The organism is Olivibacter sp. LS-1 (assembly GCF_008245145.1).
In the GTDB taxonomy this organism is placed as follows: Bacteria; Bacteroidota; Bacteroidia; order Sphingobacteriales; family Sphingobacteriaceae; genus Olivibacter; species Olivibacter oleidegradans.
The window spans coordinates 5,902,709-5,926,606 of sequence record NZ_CP041643.1; the positions used below are offsets into that span (position 1 = coordinate 5,902,709).

General features: G+C 41.6%; 22 protein-coding genes. 7 read left to right on the forward strand and 15 right to left on the reverse strand.

Annotated features, from left to right (window positions below; genetic code table 11):
- The first annotated feature begins 721 nt into the window (after positions 1-721).
- The 7 genes from FKG96_RS24670 to FKG96_RS24695 all read left to right on the forward strand — a co-directional run bounded on the left by FKG96_RS24670 (position 722) and on the right by FKG96_RS24695 (position 13,021).
- Complete coding sequence (locus FKG96_RS24670) at positions 722-1,042, forward strand: DUF6660 family protein (RefSeq protein ID WP_130858024.1); 321 nt, start codon at positions 722-724, stop codon at positions 1,040-1,042.
- Between the two features lie 70 nt (positions 1,043-1,112).
- A complete protein-coding gene (locus tag FKG96_RS24675) occupies positions 1,113-3,281 on the forward strand; it encodes a TonB-dependent receptor domain-containing protein (RefSeq protein WP_130858025.1) in 2,169 nt (722 codons plus the stop codon).
- Between the two features lie 2 nt (positions 3,282-3,283).
- The gene (locus FKG96_RS24680) at positions 3,284-4,078 is read left to right on the forward strand and encodes a cation transporter (RefSeq protein WP_130858026.1); all 795 of its coding nucleotides are present in this window, start codon (positions 3,284-3,286) and stop codon (positions 4,076-4,078) included.
- A 137-nt stretch (positions 4,079-4,215) separates the two neighbouring features.
- Positions 4,216-4,530 (forward strand): DUF6660 family protein, encoded by a 315-nt coding sequence (locus FKG96_RS27305; protein ID WP_013663539.1) that lies wholly within the window; start codon positions 4,216-4,218, stop codon positions 4,528-4,530.
- Positions 4,531-4,782: 252 nt separating this feature from the next.
- Positions 4,783-9,165, forward strand: a complete 4,383-nt coding sequence (locus tag FKG96_RS24685; protein ID WP_130858027.1) for a CusA/CzcA family heavy metal efflux RND transporter — start codon at positions 4,783-4,785, stop codon at positions 9,163-9,165.
- A 7-nt stretch (positions 9,166-9,172) separates the two neighbouring features.
- The gene (locus tag FKG96_RS24690) at positions 9,173-10,375 is read left to right on the forward strand and encodes an efflux RND transporter periplasmic adaptor subunit (RefSeq protein ID WP_130858028.1); all 1,203 of its coding nucleotides are present in this window, start codon (positions 9,173-9,175) and stop codon (positions 10,373-10,375) included.
- Positions 10,376-10,534: 159 nt separating this feature from the next.
- Entirely contained in the window at positions 10,535-13,021 is a 2,487-nt protein-coding gene (locus FKG96_RS24695; RefSeq protein ID WP_130858029.1) for a heavy metal translocating P-type ATPase, read from the forward strand.
- 335 nt (positions 13,022-13,356) lie between these two features.
- Here the strand turns inward: FKG96_RS24695 and FKG96_RS24700 are convergent, their stop codons facing one another.
- From FKG96_RS24700 to FKG96_RS24770, 15 genes are all read right to left on the reverse strand, one after another.
- Positions 13,357-14,091, reverse strand: coding sequence for a metallophosphoesterase (locus tag FKG96_RS24700; RefSeq protein ID WP_130858030.1), 735 nt, complete (start codon positions 14,089-14,091; stop codon positions 13,357-13,359).
- Positions 14,092-14,104: 13 nt separating this feature from the next.
- Positions 14,105-14,878, reverse strand: coding sequence for a metallophosphoesterase (locus FKG96_RS24705; RefSeq protein WP_130858031.1), 774 nt, complete (start codon positions 14,876-14,878; stop codon positions 14,105-14,107).
- Between the two features lie 5 nt (positions 14,879-14,883).
- Complete coding sequence (locus tag FKG96_RS24710) at positions 14,884-15,948, reverse strand: ArsO family NAD(P)H-dependent flavin-containing monooxygenase (protein ID WP_130858032.1); 1,065 nt, start codon at positions 15,946-15,948, stop codon at positions 14,884-14,886.
- Between the two features lie 2 nt (positions 15,949-15,950).
- The gene (gene arsB, locus FKG96_RS24715) at positions 15,951-17,027 is read right to left on the reverse strand and encodes an ACR3 family arsenite efflux transporter (RefSeq protein WP_130858033.1); all 1,077 of its coding nucleotides are present in this window, start codon (positions 17,025-17,027) and stop codon (positions 15,951-15,953) included.
- The gene (locus FKG96_RS24720) at positions 17,014-17,451 is read right to left on the reverse strand and encodes an arsenate reductase ArsC (RefSeq protein WP_130858034.1); all 438 of its coding nucleotides are present in this window, start codon (positions 17,449-17,451) and stop codon (positions 17,014-17,016) included. Before FKG96_RS24720 ends, arsB begins: the two co-directional genes overlap by 14 nt.
- 18 nt (positions 17,452-17,469) lie before the next feature.
- Positions 17,470-17,961, reverse strand: coding sequence for a GNAT family N-acetyltransferase (locus FKG96_RS24725; RefSeq protein WP_130858035.1), 492 nt, complete (start codon positions 17,959-17,961; stop codon positions 17,470-17,472).
- Positions 17,962-17,977: 16 nt separating this feature from the next.
- On the reverse strand, positions 17,978-18,541 hold the full coding sequence (locus FKG96_RS24730) for a DUF6428 family protein (RefSeq protein ID WP_130858036.1): 564 nt from the start codon (positions 18,539-18,541) through the stop codon (positions 17,978-17,980).
- 38 nt (positions 18,542-18,579) lie between these two features.
- Entirely contained in the window at positions 18,580-18,909 is a 330-nt protein-coding gene (locus FKG96_RS24735) for a helix-turn-helix transcriptional regulator (RefSeq protein ID WP_130858037.1), read from the reverse strand.
- Between the two features lie 306 nt (positions 18,910-19,215).
- Positions 19,216-19,590, reverse strand: coding sequence for a hypothetical protein (locus FKG96_RS24740; protein ID WP_130858038.1), 375 nt, complete (start codon positions 19,588-19,590; stop codon positions 19,216-19,218).
- A gap of 49 nt (positions 19,591-19,639) precedes the next feature.
- Positions 19,640-20,671, reverse strand: a complete 1,032-nt coding sequence (locus tag FKG96_RS24745) for a DUF932 domain-containing protein (RefSeq protein WP_149106261.1) — start codon at positions 20,669-20,671, stop codon at positions 19,640-19,642.
- Positions 20,649-20,831: a hypothetical protein gene (locus tag FKG96_RS24750; protein ID WP_130858245.1), complete on the reverse strand. Its 183-nt coding sequence runs from the start codon at positions 20,829-20,831 to the stop codon at positions 20,649-20,651. The genes FKG96_RS24745 and FKG96_RS24750 overlap by 23 nt, the downstream gene beginning before the upstream one ends.
- A 52-nt stretch (positions 20,832-20,883) precedes the next feature.
- Positions 20,884-21,396, reverse strand: a complete 513-nt coding sequence (locus FKG96_RS24755) for a hypothetical protein (protein WP_130858246.1) — start codon at positions 21,394-21,396, stop codon at positions 20,884-20,886.
- Between the two features lie 534 nt (positions 21,397-21,930).
- The gene (locus FKG96_RS24760) at positions 21,931-22,386 is read right to left on the reverse strand and encodes a hypothetical protein (RefSeq protein WP_130858247.1); all 456 of its coding nucleotides are present in this window, start codon (positions 22,384-22,386) and stop codon (positions 21,931-21,933) included.
- A gap of 130 nt (positions 22,387-22,516) precedes the next feature.
- Positions 22,517-22,693, reverse strand: a complete 177-nt coding sequence (locus FKG96_RS24765; protein WP_013663556.1) for a hypothetical protein — start codon at positions 22,691-22,693, stop codon at positions 22,517-22,519.
- A gap of 146 nt (positions 22,694-22,839) precedes the next feature.
- Positions 22,840-23,823 (reverse strand): hypothetical protein, encoded by a 984-nt coding sequence (locus tag FKG96_RS24770; RefSeq protein ID WP_130858248.1) that lies wholly within the window; start codon positions 23,821-23,823, stop codon positions 22,840-22,842.
- Positions 23,824-23,898: the final 75 nt, after the last annotated feature.

The following is a 23,898-nucleotide window of genomic DNA, read 5'->3' on the forward strand; positions in this document are numbered from 1 at the left end:
GCTAATATTTGTAAATTTTTTTTAAACAACTGTTGATAAGAGTACCGCCACCTTCTATAAAAACAGTACCACCAGCTTACATAATTGACAAAAATTGCTGGTTAAGTTTTTGTGGAATTTCGGTGTCCAAATCCTCCTTTATACCAAGGTTACTTCGCACCGTTGCGTTTTATTGTGTATGGCCAGCTCGAGTAAACTCCATCACGCTGAGATTACCTCACTCTGCCCGGTGACCCTGAAGGGGGAGATGACAGAACGACCAATATTCGCTATAAACACCTGTATTTAATTCGTTTAACAGATACGGTCAAATTACATCAAAATAAAACAACCTATCCTAAAGTTCGATTTTTTTGTTTAAAAATGGCATTAAATCAATCGTACTTTAATAATACACTATTATACCAAATTTTATCTATATATGGAATTTTTTATGTTTCTGTATGAGCGAACGAATTCACAATTATTAAACCGTCTTTTCCGAGATTCACTTTCAAAGCAAGAAAAACTCCGATTCCGGCAAATTCACCAAACTGGTAGAACAGCATTCACCCATTTCGTAGATGGTTATTTTCATTTTCTCACTCATAACTATTAATTTTTTGAAAGATGACGGAGAATGGAAGAAAAAGATGCGGAATTTTAGATTATTTTTTTCTATGTCCGCTTTTATGTTAATAGCTACTATGCATTATTTCACTTACTTCCTTATCTTTGGGATATGAAATGGCTGGTTTATTTGTTTTCCATCTATGTACTTGTTTTATCCGCTGTACCCTGTGGGGCGGAAGATAATTGCTGTATTGATGAAACTTACAGCTTAGCCGAAAGGGAAAAGCCTGCTGAAGAGCGCGACCACAGATCGATCTGTCCCTGTTCACCTTTTTTCGCATGTGGAGTCTGTAGCGGGGCAGTTCTGCCAAATGCCATAATGGCGGTCATCAAAGAACTGTCACCAATTCTCCAACAACCTTTCTCCTATCAGGAATACCCTTTGCTGGAACTTCCCCGAACAATCTGGCAACCTCCTAAAGCCGCATAATATTTTCGCCGTTTTGCAGTTGTAGCTTCCCTGAAGGCTGCGTATTTTATATTTACACAAAGATTTAAGAATGAATAAAGCTATAGGCTTGATACTATGGCTTTGTACAGGTAACCTGTGCGTGGCCCAGCATACATTAACAACTATACTGAAAGATGCGGAGACAAAAGAACCGCTTACAGGAGCTACTGTGTTACAGATTGGAACAACCAAAGGTGGAACGACCGATGAGAAGGGCACTGTTTCCCTTACTGGTTTATCCGAGGGAAGGCATGTTTTCCTATTCAGGAAATTAGGTTATGAGGAACAGCGGGATACACTGTATTTTCCCGGCTCTGAGGATACCGTTATCGTTTATCTTGAGGCAACGGACGAAGACCTGGAGGAAGTAGTTATTTCTTCGACCCGGAGTACCCGTACCATACAGAACATTCCCACGCGTGTTGAATTTATCGGAGGGGAAGAACTGGAAGAGAAGGGCAATATGAAGCCGGGAGATATTCGTATGATGCTCAATGAAAGCACAGGTATCCAAACGCAACAGGTTTCGGCCACCTCTGCCAATTCCAGCATCCGTATCCAGGGACTTGATGGGCGTTATACACAGATACTCAAAGACGGCTTCCCTTTATATGCCGGCTTCTCAGGAGGGCTCGGCCTGTTGCAGACGCCGCCGTTGGACCTGAAGCAGGTGGAGATCATTAAAGGTTCTTCTTCCACTTTATACGGTGGCGGAGCCATTGCCGGCCTCGTCAACCTGGTATCGAACATACCCACGGAGGAAAGGGAACTCCGCTTCCTGCTGAACGGTACTTCTGCCGGGGGCCTGGACATCAACGGTTTTTATGGACAGAAGTTTGAAAAGGTAGGTCTCACGGTATTTGCATCCCGTAATTCCAGCAGGCCCTACAATCCTTCCAGCACCGGTTTTACCGCGATTCCCAAAACGGAAAGGTACGTACTCAACCCGAAGCTGTTCGTATACTTCAACCCGAAAACAACCATGAACTTCGGGATAAACACCATATTCGAAGACCGTACAGGCGGGGATATCCTTTACATAAAAGGGAAAGGGGATAATGTCCATAGCTATTTTGAAAAGAACAAAAGCAGCCGTTTCTCAACTCAATTCGCCCTGGATCACCGGTTCACAGAAAACAGTGGCCTGACCATCAAGAACTCGGTCAACAACTTCAACAGGACCATAACTATTCCCGATTATGTGTTTGACGGGAAACAATGGTCAATCTATTCGGAGGTCGCTTACAACAACAACGGCGAAAGAGCAGATTGGGTAGCAGGTATCAATCTCTACACGGACAATTTCAGCGAATACCCAAAAGATGGCTTTCAGAAAAGAGACTATGACCAAAACACATTCGGAGGTTTTGTTCAGAATACCTTTAAGACTACGGATTGGTTGCAATTGGAAACGGGCATCCGCGGGGATTATGTGATCGATTACGGTTTCGTGTTCTTGCCACGGATCTCTGCGCTCTTTACGGTCTCTCCCCAGGTGACTTCCCGTTTGGGTGGAGGGCTGGGTTATAAAACGCCTACCATATTCACAGAAGAGACAGAGCGAATCCAGTTCCGTTCGGTATTGCCGATTAGTCCGCAGGCGAATAAACTGGAGCGGTCCTATGGTGCAAGCTATGATATCAACTATAGGACTACACTTTTCGAGAATATAAGCCTGAGCGTAAACCAGCTCTTTTTTTATACCCGTATCAATGATCCATTACTTACAGAATTTACCGGTTCAGGAACGGTGCAACTGGTAAATGTAGACGGTTATGTGGATACAAAGGGCTGGGAGACGAATGTAAAGCTGGGCTACGGTGATTTCAAACTGTTCATAGGTTACACCTTTACCGACGCCTGGCTCCGTGAAGGAACACAAAAGCGAGAGAATCCATTGACTGCTCGCCACCGGTTGAATAATGTCCTCATGTATGAGATCGAGGATAAATGGAAGCTTGGACTGGAAGCCTATTATTATAGCCGTCAGGCCCTCAGTGACTGCACCACAGGAAAACCCTATTGGACCTGTGGCTTTATGGCTGAAAAGATATGGGAACGCTTCTCTCTTTTTGTCAATTTTGAGAACTTTACAGATACCCGGCAAACTAGATTTGACAGTATTTATACTGGAACAGTTACAAGGCCAATATTCCGTGATATATATGCGCCACTCGATGGGTTCGTTGTTAACGGTGGTTTAAAAATAAAATTATAGCCATGAAAAAATCAACTTTTGAAATAAAAAACATGGACTGTGCAACAGAGGAGCAAATGGTCCGCATGAAATTAGACGGGGTTGAAGAGCTTATTCACCTCGATTTTAATCTTCCGGAGAGAAAACTGATTGTGACACATACCGGAAATATCGATCGCATAGCCATGGCCATTAAAGAGCTGAGCTTAGGGGATCGTTTCATTTCGACTGAAGAAACAGATAACACCTCGGTAGCTAGTTCTGAGCGCGAAGAACGTAAGCTACTTTTATATGTACTGATTATCAATGCATTTTTCTTTGTACTCGAAATCATAACAGGATTTATTTCCCATTCAATGGGGCTTGTTGCCGATAGCTTGGATATGTTAGCTGATGCACTCGTGTATGGACTCAGCTTATATGCCGTTGGTGGGACAATCCTCCGAAAAAAGAAAATTGCAAAAGCCAGTGGATACTTTCAGATAATACTTGCTGTTTTAGGTTTTTCGGAGGTAGTCAGACGTTTCATGGGGTTTGGAGAAACACCTGAATTTGGAATGATGGTAGTTATTTCGCTATTGGCCTTGATTGGGAATGCGTTTTCCCTTGTAATCCTTCGCAGAACTAAGAGTAACGAGGCACACATCAAAGCTAGTCAAATATTTACTTCCAATGACGTAATTATAAATATTGGTGTTATGCTGGCAGGTATATTGGTTTTCATTACTGCGTCCCGTTTACCGGACCTGATCGTTGGTACAATCGTCTTTGCTATTGTATTGAGAGGGGCGTTTCGAATATTAAATTTAGCGAAGTAAAGTATTAAGAAATGAAGCGGAGTTTGCCGTAGTCGTCTCTTGTTTTTTGAAAATAACTAACTTTTCAGGCCATTATAATATCATATAAAAACTGGAAAGTTAGTTACGTAATATAAATATATATATATTTGCAAATAATGAAGCTGTTATCTTATATATGTGCACTAATAGTACTGGTTCAGGTAATGATGCCCTGTACAGATAAAATTGCGACTACCAGTCTTCACAAACGAACAGAATTTTCTATTGCCTCATCGAAAAATCAGGATCACAAAGATAGCTGTACACCTTTCTGTCAATGTACATGTTGTGCTACACCTTCAATACAGCAATTGGCTTACATTATTGTCAGTCCCGATCCTATTGTTCTTGAATCTCATAATTGGCATACTCCCGGAAAATGCCTGGAAGTCCATATAAATGTATGGCAACCGCCTAAAGTGATTTCTTAAGCACGTCTCTGTGCGTATATGGACGCTGGTCTGTCCATTTAATTACAAAAATCAAATAATATTATTGCTCAGGCTATGACTAAAAAGAATAGGTCATTACCAGCAAAAAGCGTAGGTCGTTCAGGAAAAAACTACAAGCAACCTCAATGGATAAAGATCCTAAGGGTAGTTGGTATATTTCTACTTTCAGTGATTTTGCTGTTAGCGATTATTGGAATGATTCTACACGCTTTAATTCATTTCAAATAAGATATGCTTAATAAAATTATTAAGTTCTCTATAGAGAATAAACTGATTGTTGCTTTGATGACTTTGGGATTGATTGCCTGGGGGCTATATTCGTTAAAGCAGCTACCTATTGATGCGACACCTGATATCACAAATAACCAGGTTCAGGTGATAACGCAAAGTCCGTCACTTGCAACACCTGAAGTGGAACGGCTAATAACTTTTCCAGTAGAGCAAACGATGTCAACTATTCCGGAAATAGAGCAGGTACGTTCGATCTCCCGTTTCGGCCTTTCAGTAGTGACCATCGTGTTTCATGACGATGTTGACATTTATTGGGCCCGTCAACAGGTGAACGAAAAATTAACCGAAGCAGGTAACAATATTCCTTCGGATGTAGGTAAACCCGAGATCGCTCCGATCTCAACTGGTCTCGGCGAAATCTACCAATATGTAGTGCATGCAAAACCCGGTTATGAAGAGAGGTACGATGCAAGAGAATTACGCACGATCGAAGATTGGATTGTACGCAGACAATTATTGGGAACGCCGGGTATCGCGGAAGTAAACAGTTTTGGAGGTTTGTTAAAACAATATGAAATTGCGCTTGATCCGGATAAGCTGAATAGTTATAATCTAAGCATCAATGATGTTTTTAGTGCTTTGGAGCGTAATAATCAAAATACAGGTGGTGCATATATAGATAAAAAGCCCAATGCTTACTTTATTAGAAGTGAGGGGCTAGTTGGAAGTATTGATGATATTAAAAAAATTGTCGTAAGGAAAAGCCCAAAGCAAGTACCCGTACTGATAAGAGATATTGCCGAAGTCAAACTTGGTAATGCTATTCGGTATGGCGCATTGACAAGAACCACGAAAAAGAGCCAAGGGGAAGCAGTGGGAGGCATTGTAATGATGCTTAAGGGCTCAAATGCAAACGAAGTCGTAAGTAAGGTAAAAGAGAAGATAGCACGTATCAACAAAACACTTCCCGAGGGCGTTACCATTGAGCCCTTTTTGGATCGCAGTGCGCTTGTTGACCGGGCGATCGGGACCGTTGCAAAAAACCTGATTGAAGGCGCATTAATAGTCATTTTTGTACTTGTGCTATTTCTGGGAAATCTCAGGGCCGGAATTGTAGTTGCTTCTGTTATACCTCTTTCAATGCTTTTTGCCATTTCGATGATGAACGTATTCGGCGTCAGTGGAAACCTAATGAGCCTTGGAGCCATCGATTTCGGATTAATCGTTGATGGGGCTGTTATTATTGTTGAAGCTACCATGCATCATCTCGGTTTAAGCAGGAATCCAAATAAACTTTCGCAAAAAGAAATGGATGGTGAGGTCTATGAATCGGCTTCAAAAATACGATCTGCGGCTGCATTCGGTGAGATTATAATTCTAATCGTGTATCTCCCTATTCTTGCACTTGTAGGTATAGAAGGAAAAATGTTCGGTCCCATGGCGCAAACAGTATCTTTTGCCATTTTAGGTGCTTTCATTCTCTCTCTTACCTATGTACCGATGATGTCAGCACTTATATTGAGCAAAAAGATTAGCCATAAGCGCAATTTTTCGGATCGTATGATGGATTTTTTTCATAAGTATTATGATCCGATGATCCGTGTAGCGCTTCGCAATCGTGTAATAGTAGTACTTACAGCAGCAGTTTTGTTAGGCCTCAGTGTTTTTGCCTTTACCCGTATGGGAGGTGAATTTATCCCGACGCTCGAAGAAGGCGATTTTGCGGTAGAAACAAGGTTGCTTACCGGAAGCTCTCTCAGCCAAACGATAGATAAAGTCAATCAAGCTTCTGCTATACTCATCGACAAATTTCCTGAAGTGATAGAGGTAGTAGGAAAAATAGGCGCGGCAGAAATTCCGACAGATCCAATGCCTATGGAAGCCACTGACCTAACCATTATTTTAAAGGATAAAAAAGATTGGGTAAGTGCGGTTGATCGGGAAGAGTTAGCTGATAAAATGGCAGAGGCGCTAGAACCGGTCACAGGCGTAACTTTTGGCTTTTCGCAGCCTATTCAGTTACGCTCCAATGAACTTATATCAGGTGTGCGACAGGACATAGGAATTAAAATTTTCGGTGATGACCTGGATCACCTAACTGATCTCTCACGAAAAATAGGCAAAATCGTTGCAACAGTCCAAGGAGCTACTGATCTATATATCGAACAGGCAAGCGGTCTCCCTCAGATTGTTATCAAGGTAGATCGCGACCAGCTTGCCCGTTTCGGGATAGATGTTGAAGCCGTGAACCAGGCCATAAATGCCGCTTTTGCAGGTCAGGCTGCAGGATTGGTATATGAAGGGGAAAAGCGTTTTGATATGGTAGTTCGTTTAGATGAAGAATACAGACAGAACATTGATAACGTTCGCAGCCTGTTTATATCAACTCCCGATGGTGAAAAAGTCCCGTTGTCGCAAGTGGCGTCGGTAGACTTTGAAGTAGGTCCGAACCAAATACAACGGGAAGATACGAAACGCAGAATTATCGTAGGCCTAAACGTTAGGGGAAGAGATATTGAAAGTGTCGTAGAAGAAATTGAACAGAAAATCGGCAGTCAGATTAAATTGCCAACCGGCTATTACATTACCTACGGGGGGCAGTTTGAAAATCTTCAAGCCGCCAGCCAGCGTTTATCTATTGCTGTGCCTGTGGCACTATTGCTGATACTTTTATTATTGTATTTCACTTTTGGATCAATAAAACAATCTATATTAATTTTTACGGCCATTCCAATGGCTGCAATCGGTGGAGTATTTGCCCTTTTATTGCGAGGAATGCCGTTCAGTATTTCGGCCGGAGTGGGCTTCATTGCGCTCTTTGGAGTTGCCGTGTTAAACGGAATTGTATTAATAACCGAATTCAATCGGTTGAAAAAGTCCGGAATAAAGGATTTAAGAGAAATTGTAATAAAAGGGACAGCGGTTAGGCTCCGTCCAGTCCTGATGACCGCGACCGTTGCTTCTTTAGGATTTATGCCCATGGCATTATCTACAGCAGCCGGAGCGGAGGTTCAAAAGCCGCTGGCAACAGTTGTTATTGGCGGATTGATTACATCAACGATTCTAACGCTGCTGGTTTTGCCGGTATTGTATACCTATTTTGAGTCCTTCAAACTAAAAAAGCATGTAGTAAAAGGAACTGCGGTGGTTGCTTTTTTGGCGTTCTGGATGTTTCCTTATAATTCTAAAGCACAGGAACCATCTTCAATTTCCCAACGGATAACATTGGCAGAGGCAATTGAGATAGCACTTAAAAATAACCAAATGGTGAATTCAGCAGAATTGCAAATCGATCAACAAAGAGCATTGCGCGTGACCTCAATTGATATTGGGAAAACAAATTTTGACCTTCAATATGGTCAAATGAATACAATTAAACGAGATAATAATATCTCCGTCAGTCAAAGTATTGTGAATCCTTTCTTATTTAGTAAGCAGCGCAAACTCTACGATGCCCAGCTTAAAAGTAGTGAGCTTAATCTCGACGTTACCGAAAATGAATTAATCTACCAAGTCAAAAGCACATACGGACAACTTGCGTATTTTCTTTCACTTCAAAAGCTTTATCATACCCAAGATTCTATATTTAATAATTTTCTCAAGGCATCATCCCTCCGTTACCAGACAGGGGAAACTAACTTGTTGGAAAAAACAACAGCTGAAACCCAGCGGAATGAAGTTCTCAATCAGCTCGAAAAAAATAGAGCAGATATTATGATCTACATGGCCGAGCTGAAAAGGCTCCTTAATACACAAGACAGCATCCAAATCTCAGAAAGCGAATTAAAAAAAGAACATTGGCAAAGTAATACAGGCAGTGTTAGTGAAAATCCGTGGCTTTCTATGCAAAAACAGCAGATAGAGATAGCAGATAAAAGCATTGGTATAGAGAAAGCGAAAGCTGGCCCAGACTTTACACTAGGTTACTTTAACCAATCCATAATCGGTTCACAGAATGTGAACGGACAAGAAGTTGTGTTCGATGCGGGAAAGCGATTTCAGGGAGTACAGGTAGGTGTAGCATTGCCAATCTTCTATAAACCTTTTGCTAACCGCATTAAGACGGCAAAGATTCAGAAAGAAATAGCGGAATCACAATACGACTTAGCTCAGACAAATCTGAAATCGCAATTTCAACAGGCGAACCAAGATTTATTGAAAAATTCGAAGAGCATTGACTATTATCAGAACAGTGCACTGCCGAACGCAAATCTGATTTTGCGGCAGGCACAAGTTGCATTTCAAAATGGCGAAATCGGTTATCTTGAGTTTTCTGTAGCTCTTCGGACTTATTCCGACATTCGTTTTGCATACTTACAGGCACTTAATCAATACAATCAGTCCGTATATACAGTACAATACCTTATTGGCTTAAATCAATAATCCAGCAATGAAAAAGAACATGAATATCAAACAAATACTTGCAGCAACAGTACTTATTCTTCTGCTGTTCTCTTCGTGTGGAACCAAAACCACGGAAACACAGGAGCCGGAAACAACAGTTGCCGAAGAAGAAAATTCCAATATTGTCGAACTTTCTCCTGCTCAATATAAAGGCTCACAGATAAAGATCGGAACCATCGAAAAGAAATCACTTAGCGGTGTTTTGAAAGTAAACGGATTTGTAGACGTCCCGCCCGAAAACCTTTATAGCATTACAACCCAGTTTGGAGGTATCGTTAAATCTACTTCATTGTTGCAGGGTGCTTCAGTTCGCAGAGGCCAGGTTATTGCCGTTCTTGAAAATCAGGACTATGTCCAGCTGCAGCAGGACTACCTGGAAAGTAACAGCCAATTGGAGCTCGCCGATGCCGAATACAAAAGACAGTTGGAATTGTTCAAGCAAAACGTCAATGCGCAAAAAACCGTGCAACAGGCAAAATCGCAATATCTGACAATGCTATCGAGGACCAGCGCCCTTAAAGAGCGTTTAAAATTGATAAATATCAATGCTACCACACTGAATGCGGAAAATATCAGGAGCACGATGAATATTTACGCGCCGATTAACGGCTACGTTACTAAGGTAAATACTAATGTAGGCAGATTTGTCGCGCCCAATGACGTAATGTTCGAAATTGTCAATAACGCCAACCTTCATGTAGAACTTAAGGTTTTTGAAAAAGATGTGTCGAAAGTAAAAAAAGGCCAATCTGTGCGATTTACATTAAATAATGAGGCAGAGGAAAGAATAGCAAAGGTCATTTTAGTTGGGCGCGAAATTGATCCGGATAAAACTGTGACGGTACACTGTTTAGCTACCATCCAAAGTGAGAGCCTGATACCCAACACCTATATTAAGGCTTTTATTGAGACGGGTAACAATGAGGTAAATGCACTTCCCGAAGACGGAGTGGTAGATTACTTAGGCAAAAAATATATATTTATTGAAAAGGATGTAAGAAATGTGAAATCTGAAAATGCTCCTGCTGAAAAGATGCACGATTTCCAACTGGTCGAAGTAACGACAGGTCTATCAGAGGCGGGGTATGTAGAAGTTACTTTGCCGAAAAATATTGACTCTACCAAAATAGTAGTTAACGGCGCTTATGACCTGCTGTCAAAAATGAAAAACAGTGAGGAGGAGGAATAGAAGAGGTATAGTAAGGCGGGATAATGCGTTATCCTGCACTTCACGATTCCGGCGATAAAGAGGCAACAAATGTTACTGAAACTTTGTACTATATATATTTAAATTATATCCCTTATTGTAGCAAAGAAGGATCAAGTACCAAAACCAATAAAGCTGACCATGAAAAAAACAAAAATAAACTTAGACATACTCCTTCCCGAAATCCCTGATGAACGGGATCGTTGCGTTGAGCGTTTAATAAAATTGCTGGAAGGTAGAAATGGGATTGAAAAGATACATCTCAAACCTCAAAATGAGCAAAATAAAGCTCAATTATGTTTCCACTATGACCCCGATGTTATCTCCATCGATAGAATACAAAGCTTAGCTAAAAAGGCGGGAGCCACATTTACCGAAAAATTTGGGCATTTATTGATACGCACAGACGGTGTTCGACATGTAAGACATGCACGGCTCATTGAAAGCAAATTGAAGCGAATCGAAGGTTTTACGATGGTATCCGTTTCGGGAACCGGGGTAATGTATATCGAATTCGACCATCATAAAATCAATCAAAAGGAAGTTGAACGCTCAATAACAGCTATGGGAGTTAAAATAATTTCTAATGAGCATGCACAACTTATCGGACAGAAAAGCGATGGGATAGATAAACACGTCGATAAAAAGAATGAAGAGGGTAAGTCAAAGGAGCATGATCACCTTCACGAGAGTATATTCGGCAAAAACGCTGAACTCGTTTTTAGCGTTATCTCAGGGACATTATTAGGGATAGGCTTTGGTTTATCCTTTTTAGAAGGTCTCGCTCCATGGGTTTCTCTTTGCTTCCTTTTCGGAGCTTATATTTTCGGAGCCTATTATGTTACTAAAGAAGCCTATGAGGCTATTTCTAAAGGAGAATTTGAAATAGATTTTTTAATGTTAGTGGCCGCCGCCGGAGCTGGGGCACTTGGACAGTGGACAGAAGGTGCTCTTTTATTATTTCTATTCAGTTTAGGGCACGCACTCGAACACTTTGCGTTAGAAAAGGCACGTAAATCAATAGCTGCACTCACCGATCTGGCACCAAAAACCGCCTTTAGAAAACATGCTGATAAAATTGAAGAAGTTCCCATCGAACAACTTAATATTGGCGACATTATCGTTATTCGTCCCAATACCAAAATTGCTGCAGATGGTATTGTAGTTAAAGGAACCAGCGGGGTCAACCAGGCACCAATTACCGGAGAAAGTATTCCCGTCGATAAGCTGGCATTTGAGAAGGAAGAGATAGATATAAATAAAGCCGCTACACTTGACGCAAAGTACAAAGTATTCTCAGGTTCAATTAACGGAAACGGTACACTGGAAGTGAAGGTAAGTCGGGAAGCCAGTGATTCAACAATTTCCCGGATGATTAAAATGGTTAATGAAGCGCAAACACAAAAGTCGCCCACGCAGCAATTTACAGATCGTTTCGAAAAACTTTTTGTACCTGCTGTCCTGATTTTAGTGTTTTCACTGTGTTTTGCATTTCTTGTAACCGACGAAACGTTTAGCGCCAGTTTTTATAGAGCGATGTCCGTGTTGGTAGCTGCCAGTCCGTGCGCCCTTGCAATATCTACGCCCAGTGCGGTACTCAGCGGCGTTGCGCGAGCGGCAAAAGGTGGTGTGCTTATAAAAGGAGGAAAACCACTGGAAGACTTGGGAACATTAACAGCTTTAGCTTTCGACAAGACAGGGACATTAACGGAAGGTAAGCCAAAACTTACGGCGGTTTTTCCCGCTGAAGGTATCAATGAAGAAACCCTGCTCAAGATTACAATAGCAGTAGAAGCATTAAGCGACCATCCGTTGGCAAAAGCAATTGTACAGGACGGGATGAAAAGGCTCAATGATACAAACATCCCTTCCGCGGAGAGTCTTGAAGCGGTGCTCGGTAAAGGAGTAAAAGCGAAATTAGAAGGAGATACAATATACATTGGCAACCTAAGCCTATTTGAAACATTAGATGCAAAAAAACCGGCGGACCCCTTTGTAAAAAAAGTACAGGAACTGGAAGGTCAAGGTAATACTACCATGATAATACGAAAGAACGACGATTACATAGGGATGATTGCTGTTATGGATACACCCCGTCCGGAAGCAAAAGCGACCTTGTCCCGTCTAGAAGCGATTGGCATCCGTCGTATGGTCATGTTAACTGGGGATAATCAAAAAGTGGCTGATGCTATAGCTGGTGAGATTGGCCTGTCTGACGCTTGGGGAGGTCTGCTTCCAGAACAGAAGGTTGATGCAATAAAAAAGCTTAGGCAGGAGGAAAAGAATGTAGCGATGGTAGGAGATGGGGTTAATGATGCACCTGCAATGGCCAATAGCACTGTTGGTATCGCAATGGGAGCCGCGGGGTCGGATGTTGCGCTCGAAACTGCCGATATTGCTTTAATGGGAGATAATCTCAATTTGCTTCCTTTTGCAATTGGGCTTAGCCGTAAAGCAAAAGGTATCATTAAACAAAATTTATGGATCAGCCTCGGTGTCGTCGCGGTTCTGATTCCATTAACTATTCTCGGGATAGCTTCCATCGGTCCGGCCGTAGTAGCACATGAAGGATCTACCTTGGTTGTAGTATTTAACGCGTTGAGGCTATTGGCATACAAAAATGAATAAGAATCAAGCTAAGAAAGTTACGGCTTCTCCCAATAAAAGACGACCATCTAAAAAAAAGAGACGAGATATGACAGAAATGGAGAAAATAGGGACAATTTTTGGTGTAATTCTAATGATAATTTCGATACTTCTTATTGCGGTGTATATATGGGCTTATTCAAAACACCTCGACTCACTTCACGGATGATCCTAATTACAATTACACAAGAGTTCTCGACATAACATGTTATCTCATTATTATAGCCAAAAACAACAAAGAGAGATCGTGAAACTAACGACCGATTACATGAGCTATTTTTTCTATTGGCTATAGCCTGTCATAGCTACTTAGATATTTAATAAGCTTTGCGCAACATGTCTGCAAATTCAGTTGGCAATGGGCTATTCTCTACTGCATTTGCTGCCGCTTGAACATCATAGTCAAAACGAACAAAATCGACGTTTAAGGTCTCGGGATCACGCATAGATGTTGTTGCTGTTAATTCTAACAAAACATAACATCCCTGCGGATTCCCATCCTTAGGTTTTCCTACAGAACCGGTATTGATAACGTGTAGATAATTAGCAGCCGCTGACTTAAGCACGCGGTGATATGGTTTATGAGAATGGGCCACACATAGAATAGAAGCATTGCTTTCTGTCATCATCGCTAAAACATCTTCTTCTGGGGTATCGACTAATACATACTCGTCGTTCCTCCTGGTGCTGCCATGCACCATTAAGACATCAAATTTTTCATCTGCAGTTTTATATGCTAAACGTATATGTGCCGGTAGATCACGAAGATATTTCCTATTAACATCGTTAATCAGGTGGTAAGCATAGTTTTTACCAAGGGCTTCGATAGCCCCCTTTGCCTCCAAAACGCCAACTTTGGCATCATGGTTTCCTGCAAGGACGGGTATTTTTTGGGAACGAATAAGTTCGATTACCTCATTTGGCCAAATGTTATAACCGACAAGATCGCCTAGGCAATAAATCGCATCTACCTGTCTCTTATTTAAATCTGTAAACATCGCCTCCAAAGCAGGCAGATTGGCATGGATATCTGAAAAAAGTGCAATCTTCATTAGCTTAAATTAGTTAACCGTTACGTAACATATCTGCATATCCGTTTGGAAGAGGGCTATCTTCTACCGCCTTCGCCGCTTTTTCTACATCATATTCAAAACGAACAAATTCAACGGTGATACTTTCTTTTTCTCTCATACTGCTATCGGGATTAAGCGTGAGTATTACGTAGCCACCCCTGGGATCACCATCTTTCGGTTTTCCAATCGATCCAATGTTAATGGCATGCAAATAACGTAGGCCGCCATCTTCATCGTTTACCGAAAGGATACGATGATACGGTTTGTGGGTATGACCGAAACACATCACGGAAGCTCCTGCCTGTTCCATAATTCGGATCATGCTTTTTTCCTCCCTGTCTTCAAAAAGATATTCATTCACTTTTCTGGGACTTCCATGTACCAAAAGCACATCCATTTTATCGTCGTTCAACTGAAACTCCAACCGGATATGTGCAGGTAAGGTGCGGAGATAAGCGCGTTGGTCATCCTTCACGGCTTCATTGGTATAGGCAATGGAAATTTTGCCCATCGCTTTCTCTTCATCTGTTTTGTAAGCGCAACCGCAGTCGTCACTGCTTCTACCGATACCAAAATCGTAATTCCCTGCAATTGTAGGAATACCTCTTTTTCGGATTTCATCGATTACTTCATTGGGCCAGATATTATACCCTACCAAATCGCCCAAACAATAAACCGCATCTACCTGCCGGTGTTCAAGGTCCTCAAAAAATGCTTCCAATGCGGGTAGATTAGCGTGGATGTCGGAAAAAAGTGCAATTTTCATTTTCTTTAATGGTTTAGATATTCATTTAGTTCATTTACTGTGGCACGCGCAGATCTTCCTACTCCTATCAATGTGGCAGAGGCAAAGCCCGTCCAGTTTCCATAACCTACGAGCCATAGTCCGGCTACCTCCTTTGCACGTGTACCCTCGGTAACTACGCGCCCATCGACACCGGTTATCCCCAATTCATTCAGGTGTTTAGTGGCATACTTAAATCCGGTACACCAAACGATTATATCAAAGTCTTCCCTTTCGTTAGATTCCCAGATCACGCCAGTTTCCGTGAATGCAATAAAACGCCCCTTGCTGTGTAACACGTCCCGTTCGCGAGCCTCCACCACGGATGGGACCATCACGATATTTGCCAGGTCATATTGTTTCGTATCAAGAGGTTTACCTTCTTTCATGGCTTGATACTTGGCAGTAGCAACGTCAAATAACACCCGGCCGTCTACTTCATCGGGAAGAAATGTTGGTAGTGTTAGGGTAGACCAAACCGTATTCGCTACCTTCGAAATCTCGGCCAATAGCTGGGCACCGGAATTACCTCCGCCCACTACCAGCACTTTTTTACCCTGAAAGTCCTTTGCATTGGTATAATGTGCCGAATGGAGCTGCTTTCCTTTGAAGGAGCCAAGCCCCTCCAAGTTCGGAACAAAAGGGCTGCCCCAAGTACCTGTTCCAGAAATAAGCGCCTTGCAGAAATAAGCGCCATTTGATGTACTAAGTGTATACCCATTATCGATTTTTGCAACTTTCTTTACTTTAACGGGTCGCTCAGCAGGTATTTTATATTTCTCTTCGTAAGCCTTCAGGTAGGCAATCGCCTCGGCTCTTGAAGGGAACTTACCGGAAGATTCAGGCATCAACCAACCGGGTAGAGAGCTGAATGCAGCCGGTGAAAACAATGTAAGCGATTCCCACCCATGCTGCCATGCTCCTCCGGGCTCGTCCTGCTCATCGAGAAGAATATAGCTCAATCCGGTACGTCGCAAGAAATAAGCACAGGCAAGCGCACTTTGCCCACCTCCGATTATAATCACATCGTAGTTTTTATTTGATACGCCCATACTTAAGAAAGCACTGTTTTGGTATAATATTTCTTTCGGAACCAGAATGCGAGGTTCACAAGGGCGATCAGGGCGGGAACCTCTACCAAGGGACCAATAACCCCGGCAAAGGCTTGGCCTGAATTGATCCCGAACACACCTATCGCCACCGCAATTGCAAGCTCAAAATTGTTTCCAGTTGCTGTGAAGGCGATCGAAGCATTCTTTGAGTAGTCGGCTCCAAAACGTCTAGCAATTACGAAACTGAATATGAACATAAAGGCAAAATAGATTACCAGCGGTATGGCTATCCTTACTACATCCATGGGTATCTGTACGATCAAATCACCTTTTAAGCTAAACATAACTACAATGGTGAATAACAAGGCAATCAAGGTAATGGGTGATATAAAAGGAACATATTTTTCCTGAAACCATTTTTCACCTTTCAATGCAATGAGCACATATCGACTGATTACTCCCATCGCAAAAGGAATCCCCAGATAAATACCAACACTTTTGGCTATTTCACCGATGGTGATATTTACTTCAGCCCCTTCAACTCCGAATAAAGGAGGTAGTACCGTAATAAAAATATAGGCGAATACACTGTAGAACAATACCTGAAAAATACTATTGAGGGCTATGAGACCCGCTGCGTATTCGCGGTTTCCCTCGGCAAGCTCATTCCAAACCACCACCATAGCGATACAACGCGCCAAGCCGATCAGAATCAGGCCGATCATATATTCAGGGTAATCCCTTAAAAAGGTGATGGCCAAAAAGAACATCAGGAGCGGGCCTATTACCCAATTTAGTATAAGGGATACACTGAGCACTTTTACATCTTTGAATACTTTACCGAGGTTCTCGTATTTAACTTTTGCCAGCGGTGGGTACATCATCAATATGAGCCCAACGGCTAAAGGTATGTTGGTTGTACCACTTGAGTAAGAATTAATAAAGGAAGCGGTAGAAGGTATAAAATAGCCCATACCAACGCCGATAGCCATTGCAAGAAAGATCCACAAGGTTAGGTGACGGTCAAGGAAACTGAGTTTTTTGCGGCCGGTAGCCGGTGCACAATTATTTGCTGACATATCTTTCATCGTTTACATGTTCTTCAATAAAGTCTTTCATATAGGCTTTTACCAGATCTCTTACAGCCCTGAATTCATTAAGAACTTCTTCGGAAGTACCTACGGCTTTTGCAGGATCGGGAAAGTTATGATGGAACTTCTGCGCTTTGGTGGGAAAGTACGGGCAGCTTTCCCTGGCATTATCGCATACGGTAATGACATAGTCAAAATCGATATGGCTGTATTCATCCACGAGATTGGAGGTATGCCCGGAGATGTCAATACCATCCTCTTTCATCACTTGTACGGCCTTTGGATTGACACCATGGGTTTCAATACCCGCGCTGTATATTTCTGCCTTTCCCTGAGCGAAGTGCCTTAAATAACCTTCTGCCAGTTGACTCCGGCAGCTATTGCCGGTACATAATACCAATATCTTCTTCATTGTGCTTTTTTGTCTTATTTAATCAATTCCTATTGTCTTACTCCGGCGTTCCATTAATGTAGTGTCACGCCAAGTGTTTCCGTGCTTTCCAACCTTTTCCCGGTAACCTAGTTGCCGAAAGCCATGCTTTTCGTGCAGGCGGATGCTCGCTTCATTTTCCGGAAAAATGCCCGATTGAAGTGTCCAGAGGCCTTGTTTTTCGCTACTTTCTACGAGTGCGTTCATCAAAAAACTACCCACGCCTTTTCCGCGATAATCCTCATGTATATATACACTTACTTCCGCCACACCGGCATAAACACAACGACTTGAAACAGGCGATAGCGCCGCCCATCCTGCGATGTGCCCATCAATACTTGCTATAAAACGGGAATGCTTGAGATGCGATCCATCCCAATCCTCCCAACTCGGCGCTTCTGTTTGAAAAGTAGCTTGGCCTGTAGCTATCCCCTGTAGATAAATAGTTCTTACAGCTGGCCAGTCTGTGTCATTCATTGTTCTTAGTTCCATTAGTCGGTCTATAGTTTTAGCAGCATCCTGACCCCGGTGTACAACTTTGAACGGTCGCTAAATTGACCATCTCGCTTTTGCTTTCTTCTTCCTGAACCGGCGCACAGCACTCTTCGCCTTTATCATTGGTGCCGCAACTGCCTCCACGACCGATGGCTTTACATTGGGTAGCATCAGGGATAAGATTAACAATGAGGCTTTCACCTTCCAAAATCAACTCACCTGGGTACATTTGGCGGGTGTCAAATTCCGAATTACCAAATTCTATCTTGACAACCCCAGAAGGATTTAACGGAAGAGATTTTTCTACCAACGCTACAATCGACAGGGCTTTGCCTACCGTCATTGCTCTTTCTGAGTCGCCAGTTTGGGGTTCCCAAAGCTGCACAATTACTTCCGTCCAAGCATTCATCACGCCTCCACAGTCTACGGAGGTAATAGGAGCTTGTTTGATCTCTGTGATATGGTAAGAAGCATCTACCCATTTATCATCGGCATATTGAAACTGTAAGGTGGCTTCCTCATTTTTAGTCAGTTGGGCTTTGAACTCGCCCCAGTTCATTAGATCTTTCGTATTCATAATATTGCAATTTAACGATATATTAACATAAATTTTTTTTAACAACACTCGTTGCTAACGATGTAACCTTTTAAAAAAGTCCCGATGGTTTCTTTCAATAAGTTCCAATTTTCAGGATGGATGCAATAACATACACTAACTCCTTCAATAGTACCCTGTATTAATCCTGCTGTTTTAAGTTCTTTCAAATGCTGGGAAATGGTTGCCTGCGCCAAGCCGAGTTCTTCCACTAGATCTCCGTTGATGCATGTTTTTGAGGCCATGATGTATTGCAAAATAGCAATACGGGCGGGATGGGCCATCGCTTTCAATAGAACAGCTAGTTTATTCTGTTCGTCGGTAAATATTTCTGTTCTAGTTAAACCCATAATTAAAATTATTTATTGCAATGTTACGATAAACATTTGATAGCTTCAAATTCTTTGAAAAATATTATCGAAAAAATAACCTATAGTTATGACGAATCGATTTTCAAAATTAGGTTCTAGATTTTATCCAGTGATTGTTTTGACTAATCAAAACTAAATTGGGGGACTAAAAAGTTACTAAGAATACTAGACATTTGAATTGCGCAATGCTTAAAGAACATAAAAGGCACTTAAGGCGGGGCAAAAAAAGCCCCTTGATTTTCGATAAAAATCGAAGGGGACTAAAAATTGATATGTTCTAAGTTCTCAGGTATACAGCAAATCTACGGCCTTTTTAAATTTGTCATTGGTGCTCTTCTCATTAGCGTACCTCACCAAACATTCATTAAAAAAGATAGCGTTATGGTTAAAGCACAATTGTTCTGCAAAAACATGTCGGCTTTTGATCATATCGTATTTCAAACGTTTAATGAGTTTTTCCGTTTCCCCTGCAAGATGAAGCCAAAAACTAAATGTTATTATACTTTTGCTACTCCATTCGCTTTCGTAAACTGCTCTATTTTCAGATAACCTAACGCAAAAGGATGATGTATATTCCAAAAGAGGTGCTATTTCTTCGGGAAAAAGCTGATGTATCAATTTGGCTTTATCCGTGTTTGTTAATTCATCTATCGATTTCATAATAAAACCGCGCTCTTTGTACGGTTGCGCCTCCGTTTAAGTTAAAACATCAATTCAATGCAGCTGCGCCCACCTGTGCAAAGCCGTTGCAAAGATCAAAGGCCGTTTGTGTCTGCTGTTGGGAAATTCCACACATAAGGGACTTTAATTTGTTTTCTCCGCTACCGTAATCATGAACATTTTGCAGATAGCCTGTAACCGCATTATAACAGCCATACAGCGTCCCCCTTGTGGTTGGATCAGTCTGAGAAGGATTATTAAAAGCATATTCTAAAGCAACATCAATCTTTTTATTGAACTGGGTCGATAGTTCTTCTTCCCTGTTACTATAAATCTTGTCCAGTGCTTCTTTATTGGAAGCTAAGGCCAGCTGTATTAAGCGTTTGACATTGGTATCAGTTATGCGAATTTTTGACCAGTGGTTGAAAATTTCCTGAAGCTCACAACCAACTGTATGGCTGATCCCTAACAGCTTATGCGCTTTTTTTAGCTTTTCATGTGCACTGACTGTATGCCGTATTTTAACTATCCTTTCTGTTGCCCGAAGGGCAGCATTAAGACTATTATTGCAAACGATCCTGATCGGTGTAAATGCAGCCGTAATACTATTTGTCCCGTCATGCGCAGTGGTAAGGAAAATATATTGATCTATCAGATCATCACGGCCAACCCTGATAAAGTCAGGCAATTTAGCTGTGATAAATATGCGTTCTCCCTTTCCCAATACACCGGCCGTTTCATACAGAATCCCATTTTTTGCCCCGACAATGCTATCAAAAAATTCGAATGCGAAAACGTTCTGTACAACTTCATAATCTTTGCCGACGTTCTCGCCTAAAACTTCCTCGTTATCGGTTCGATAGGTAAAAAAACTGTTTTCCGAAAACTGTTCTTTTCCGCTCGGGAAAACCTGCTTATTGGGTGATTTTGCAACTTCATAATTAAGCCCCGCATATTTTATGGCTTCCTCGCTTGTGGGGTAATCCTGCAATATTGTACCTAGGCCATGCCAGGGGATTTCCTTCACACTGAAAAAAGAATGTTCTCCCATTTCTGAATTATAATTTATATTGTGTGCCATTTCCTCTAATTTTTATTTTACGGTTTTCGGTCATTGTTGCATGCTCACAGATAAAAGCCGTTAACTGAACCTGAAACTCTCTAGGGTTTTCTTCTCTGAATACTTCGCCGTAACCTTCCCAATAAAGCCCGTCCAAATACTCTAAAAATGCTGTTTCCATAACATGGGTAATTAATTTGCCCCTCGCCGTAAATGACAAGGGGCATCCATAACTAAGCAGGTAGTTGAATTTCACCTTCAATCTCGGCTAATCTATCCATACAAAGCGTGTTGATGTATTCGGCTACCTTTTTGATGATGTAAGGGTTTTTAGTGATAAACTCTCTCCGCTTATCGTCCCCGATCGATAGTACGCAGCCCTGAAAATGGTTGCTATCGGTTTCTTCCGCATCGTCTTTCTGCGCTACTTCAAAAGCATTAAGTGTATCAATAGTATCGATCAGCTTATCCCGTTGGATTTTTCGACGGTGCAATTCTTCCACAAGCTTCAAGGTGCTTTCTAAGTTCAGTGCAAGTTTTTCCAGTTTTGGAGCTGTTTCTGCCGCTTTCGGCTCTTTTTGTTCAGCTATTGAAGAAGCTTCTTTTTTTGTATCTATAGTCTTATCCTGCTGTTTTTCCTGAGGCAAAGAAGGTTTTACATTGTCCTGTGGTTTAACTCCATTTTGCACACTGTTCTTTACAATATTCTCCAAATTGCTTTTGCTATTTATTTCTATAGTTTTCATAATTTCTATTTTTTGATGTCAATAATTCTGTTTGTGTAATTTCTTTTCTGGAGCAGAGCGAGCGGAAAGCCGCTTCGTTCTGCTGCTGCCTGTCATCAATGGCGGGCTTCTGCCTTTAATTTTTTTCATAGCGCCTAACTTTTAAGTCCTTCGGGCGCAGGGGCCCTCCGGCAATTGTTAAGCAGCCTCACCTTAATAGAATCCCCATCCGTGCAAGGCTTTGCCGAAAAAAATACGCTCGCGAGGAACGAGCGAGGAAGATTTTTTTCGAGCAAACCAACGGGCAGGCTTGCTCGGGTGGGGATTGTTTAATTTTTTTGCTAACGAATCGCCGGGGGTACGCAATCACTAAGCGTTTTATGGGTTAAAGGAATATTAAACAAAGGGTTTGACCTAAACAGAAAGCAACTGGCGGCCGAGGAACGAGGCTCCCTGTTGCAAAAAAAAGAGGATAGCGGCTTCAAGGCACGAAGAAGCGGCTATCCTCTTGCATTTTACAGAAGTTTATATAAAAAAGTTGATGGTACTATATTCTCAATCGCTGACTTTTGTATAGATCAGTGTTTCACCATCATCTCTTGGCCATTCCATTATTGCTTTATCAAGATTAAATTTGAGAATTTTCACACCTCCTCTTAGCTGACCTACGATACGCAGCGTGGTATCACTGGTCTGAAAATCCGCAACCAATATAGATCCCGGCTTTCCCTTATTCCACACCCCGGCAACTTTATTCATAGGACGTTTGGGGTCATCCTTTTTTGCATTGCTCCAATGGGCTATTACCTGAACATCAAATTTCCCTTCATCTGCTGATTTGATTTCCACCGTATCTTTGTAATAGTCAAAGATGGATTCACTTTGAGATGCATATTTACCAATTAGCTGATCTTGTAAATTTGATTCCCCCTTCTTTGGTGATGAACAGGAAAACGTAAAAGATGAAACAGATAGCAAAACGATCCATCTAACTTTTTTGTATACTTTCATAATCAGGAGTTTAGACTACAAATCAAACATAAGTATTAAACAAGAAGATAAGAAAGTATTATTCGAAACAGGGTATGTTAGCATACAAAAAAAGCCACTATGGTGTGGCTTTTCTTCTTAACTAAGAAACCTACTTGGCGTTCTTCTTTGCAGTAACTTCGTTGCGTATTTCCTGCGCCAACGCTTTTGTTTTCTGGAGCGCGTTCCGTAGACGCGTACCTGCTGCTTTGTTTCCTTTCTCATAAAATGCCTGTGCATCTTTTTCAGCAGATGCGATCAGTTCTTTCAGTGTTGCAAATTTTTCCATGATACAGATTGTTTTTAAGATTGAGATATAGAGCTCGTTTTGAAAAGCCCCCAAATCTTTGTGATTATAATTGTGTTAATACCGAACAATAGGCTTGGCCGGTAACCAAATCTATTGTTCAAAACCCTAAAATACGGCAAATCACTTTACCGGGCAATACCTGCCGCTCTTTCCTGCTTATTTTCCCTGGATACTTTATTCTGTTGTTCGGCTTTTATTCCCGGCTTTAAAAATTCTTCCCGTTTTTCAGGTTTACCATTTTCAAGGAAGAAATTGGCTTTACGAAACCTTACCGAGGCTTCTACATAAACATTAACCGTTTCTCCACTGGCTTTCTCCGCTTTTACAAGCTCCCTATTTCCGTTCATGATTCCTGTAAAAATCTTTTCCGCCCTTTCTGGATTTTCAAGATCTTTGATATTAAATGATTTGAGTGATTCTTTAAGATCAAAACCATAACTCGGATCGTGGAATATCCTTGTCGTCAGGTTATTGTACCTGTCACGGGGCTTGTCAGTATTCAGCATCACCCACGCTTTATAAACCATACCCTGTATATTCAACAGATCATCCCGGTACACGGCACGTCCCTGCACCAGATTTCCTGCCTGTTCCTTATTGAATCCTTTTCCTTCTTCTACGTAAAATGTCTGTGGTATGGGATTGGCATAATAGGCAGATTGGAAAGTTTTTGCTACAAAATTGACCTTTCCATTCTCCATGTTGGCAACCATACTTTTATGGGCAGGGTCTTTTCCGATAGCAAGTTCGGCGTTTCCTTCCTGCTTTTTGAACAGTTCAATAGCTTCATTAACGTTATCAAGCTTCTTGACTATGTTTTTGCCATCTTCGCCTTTGAGGATAACCATATATTTCTGACCGATCTCCAGTGGGTCGACCTTATTGTGTACGGCGTCAAATTTGTTGAAATAATAGAAATCCGATTGGCTGGATTTTTTGTAATGCAGCGTAAAATCAATCTGTCCTTTTGCCGTTGCAGGCATACTGTCATATGCTTTAAATTCGGGAACACCCAATTTGATATTTTCTTCAATCTGTGCAATGGTTTTTGGGCTAAAACCAAGGTTTTTAGCTTCGTCGATTCTATCTTCTAAATTGTTCAGATTCATAACATTTAATTTTTAATTTACGGATATTGTTAAATATGAAATGGTTGTTTTCTTCTCCTTTTAGGAGGGCGGGCT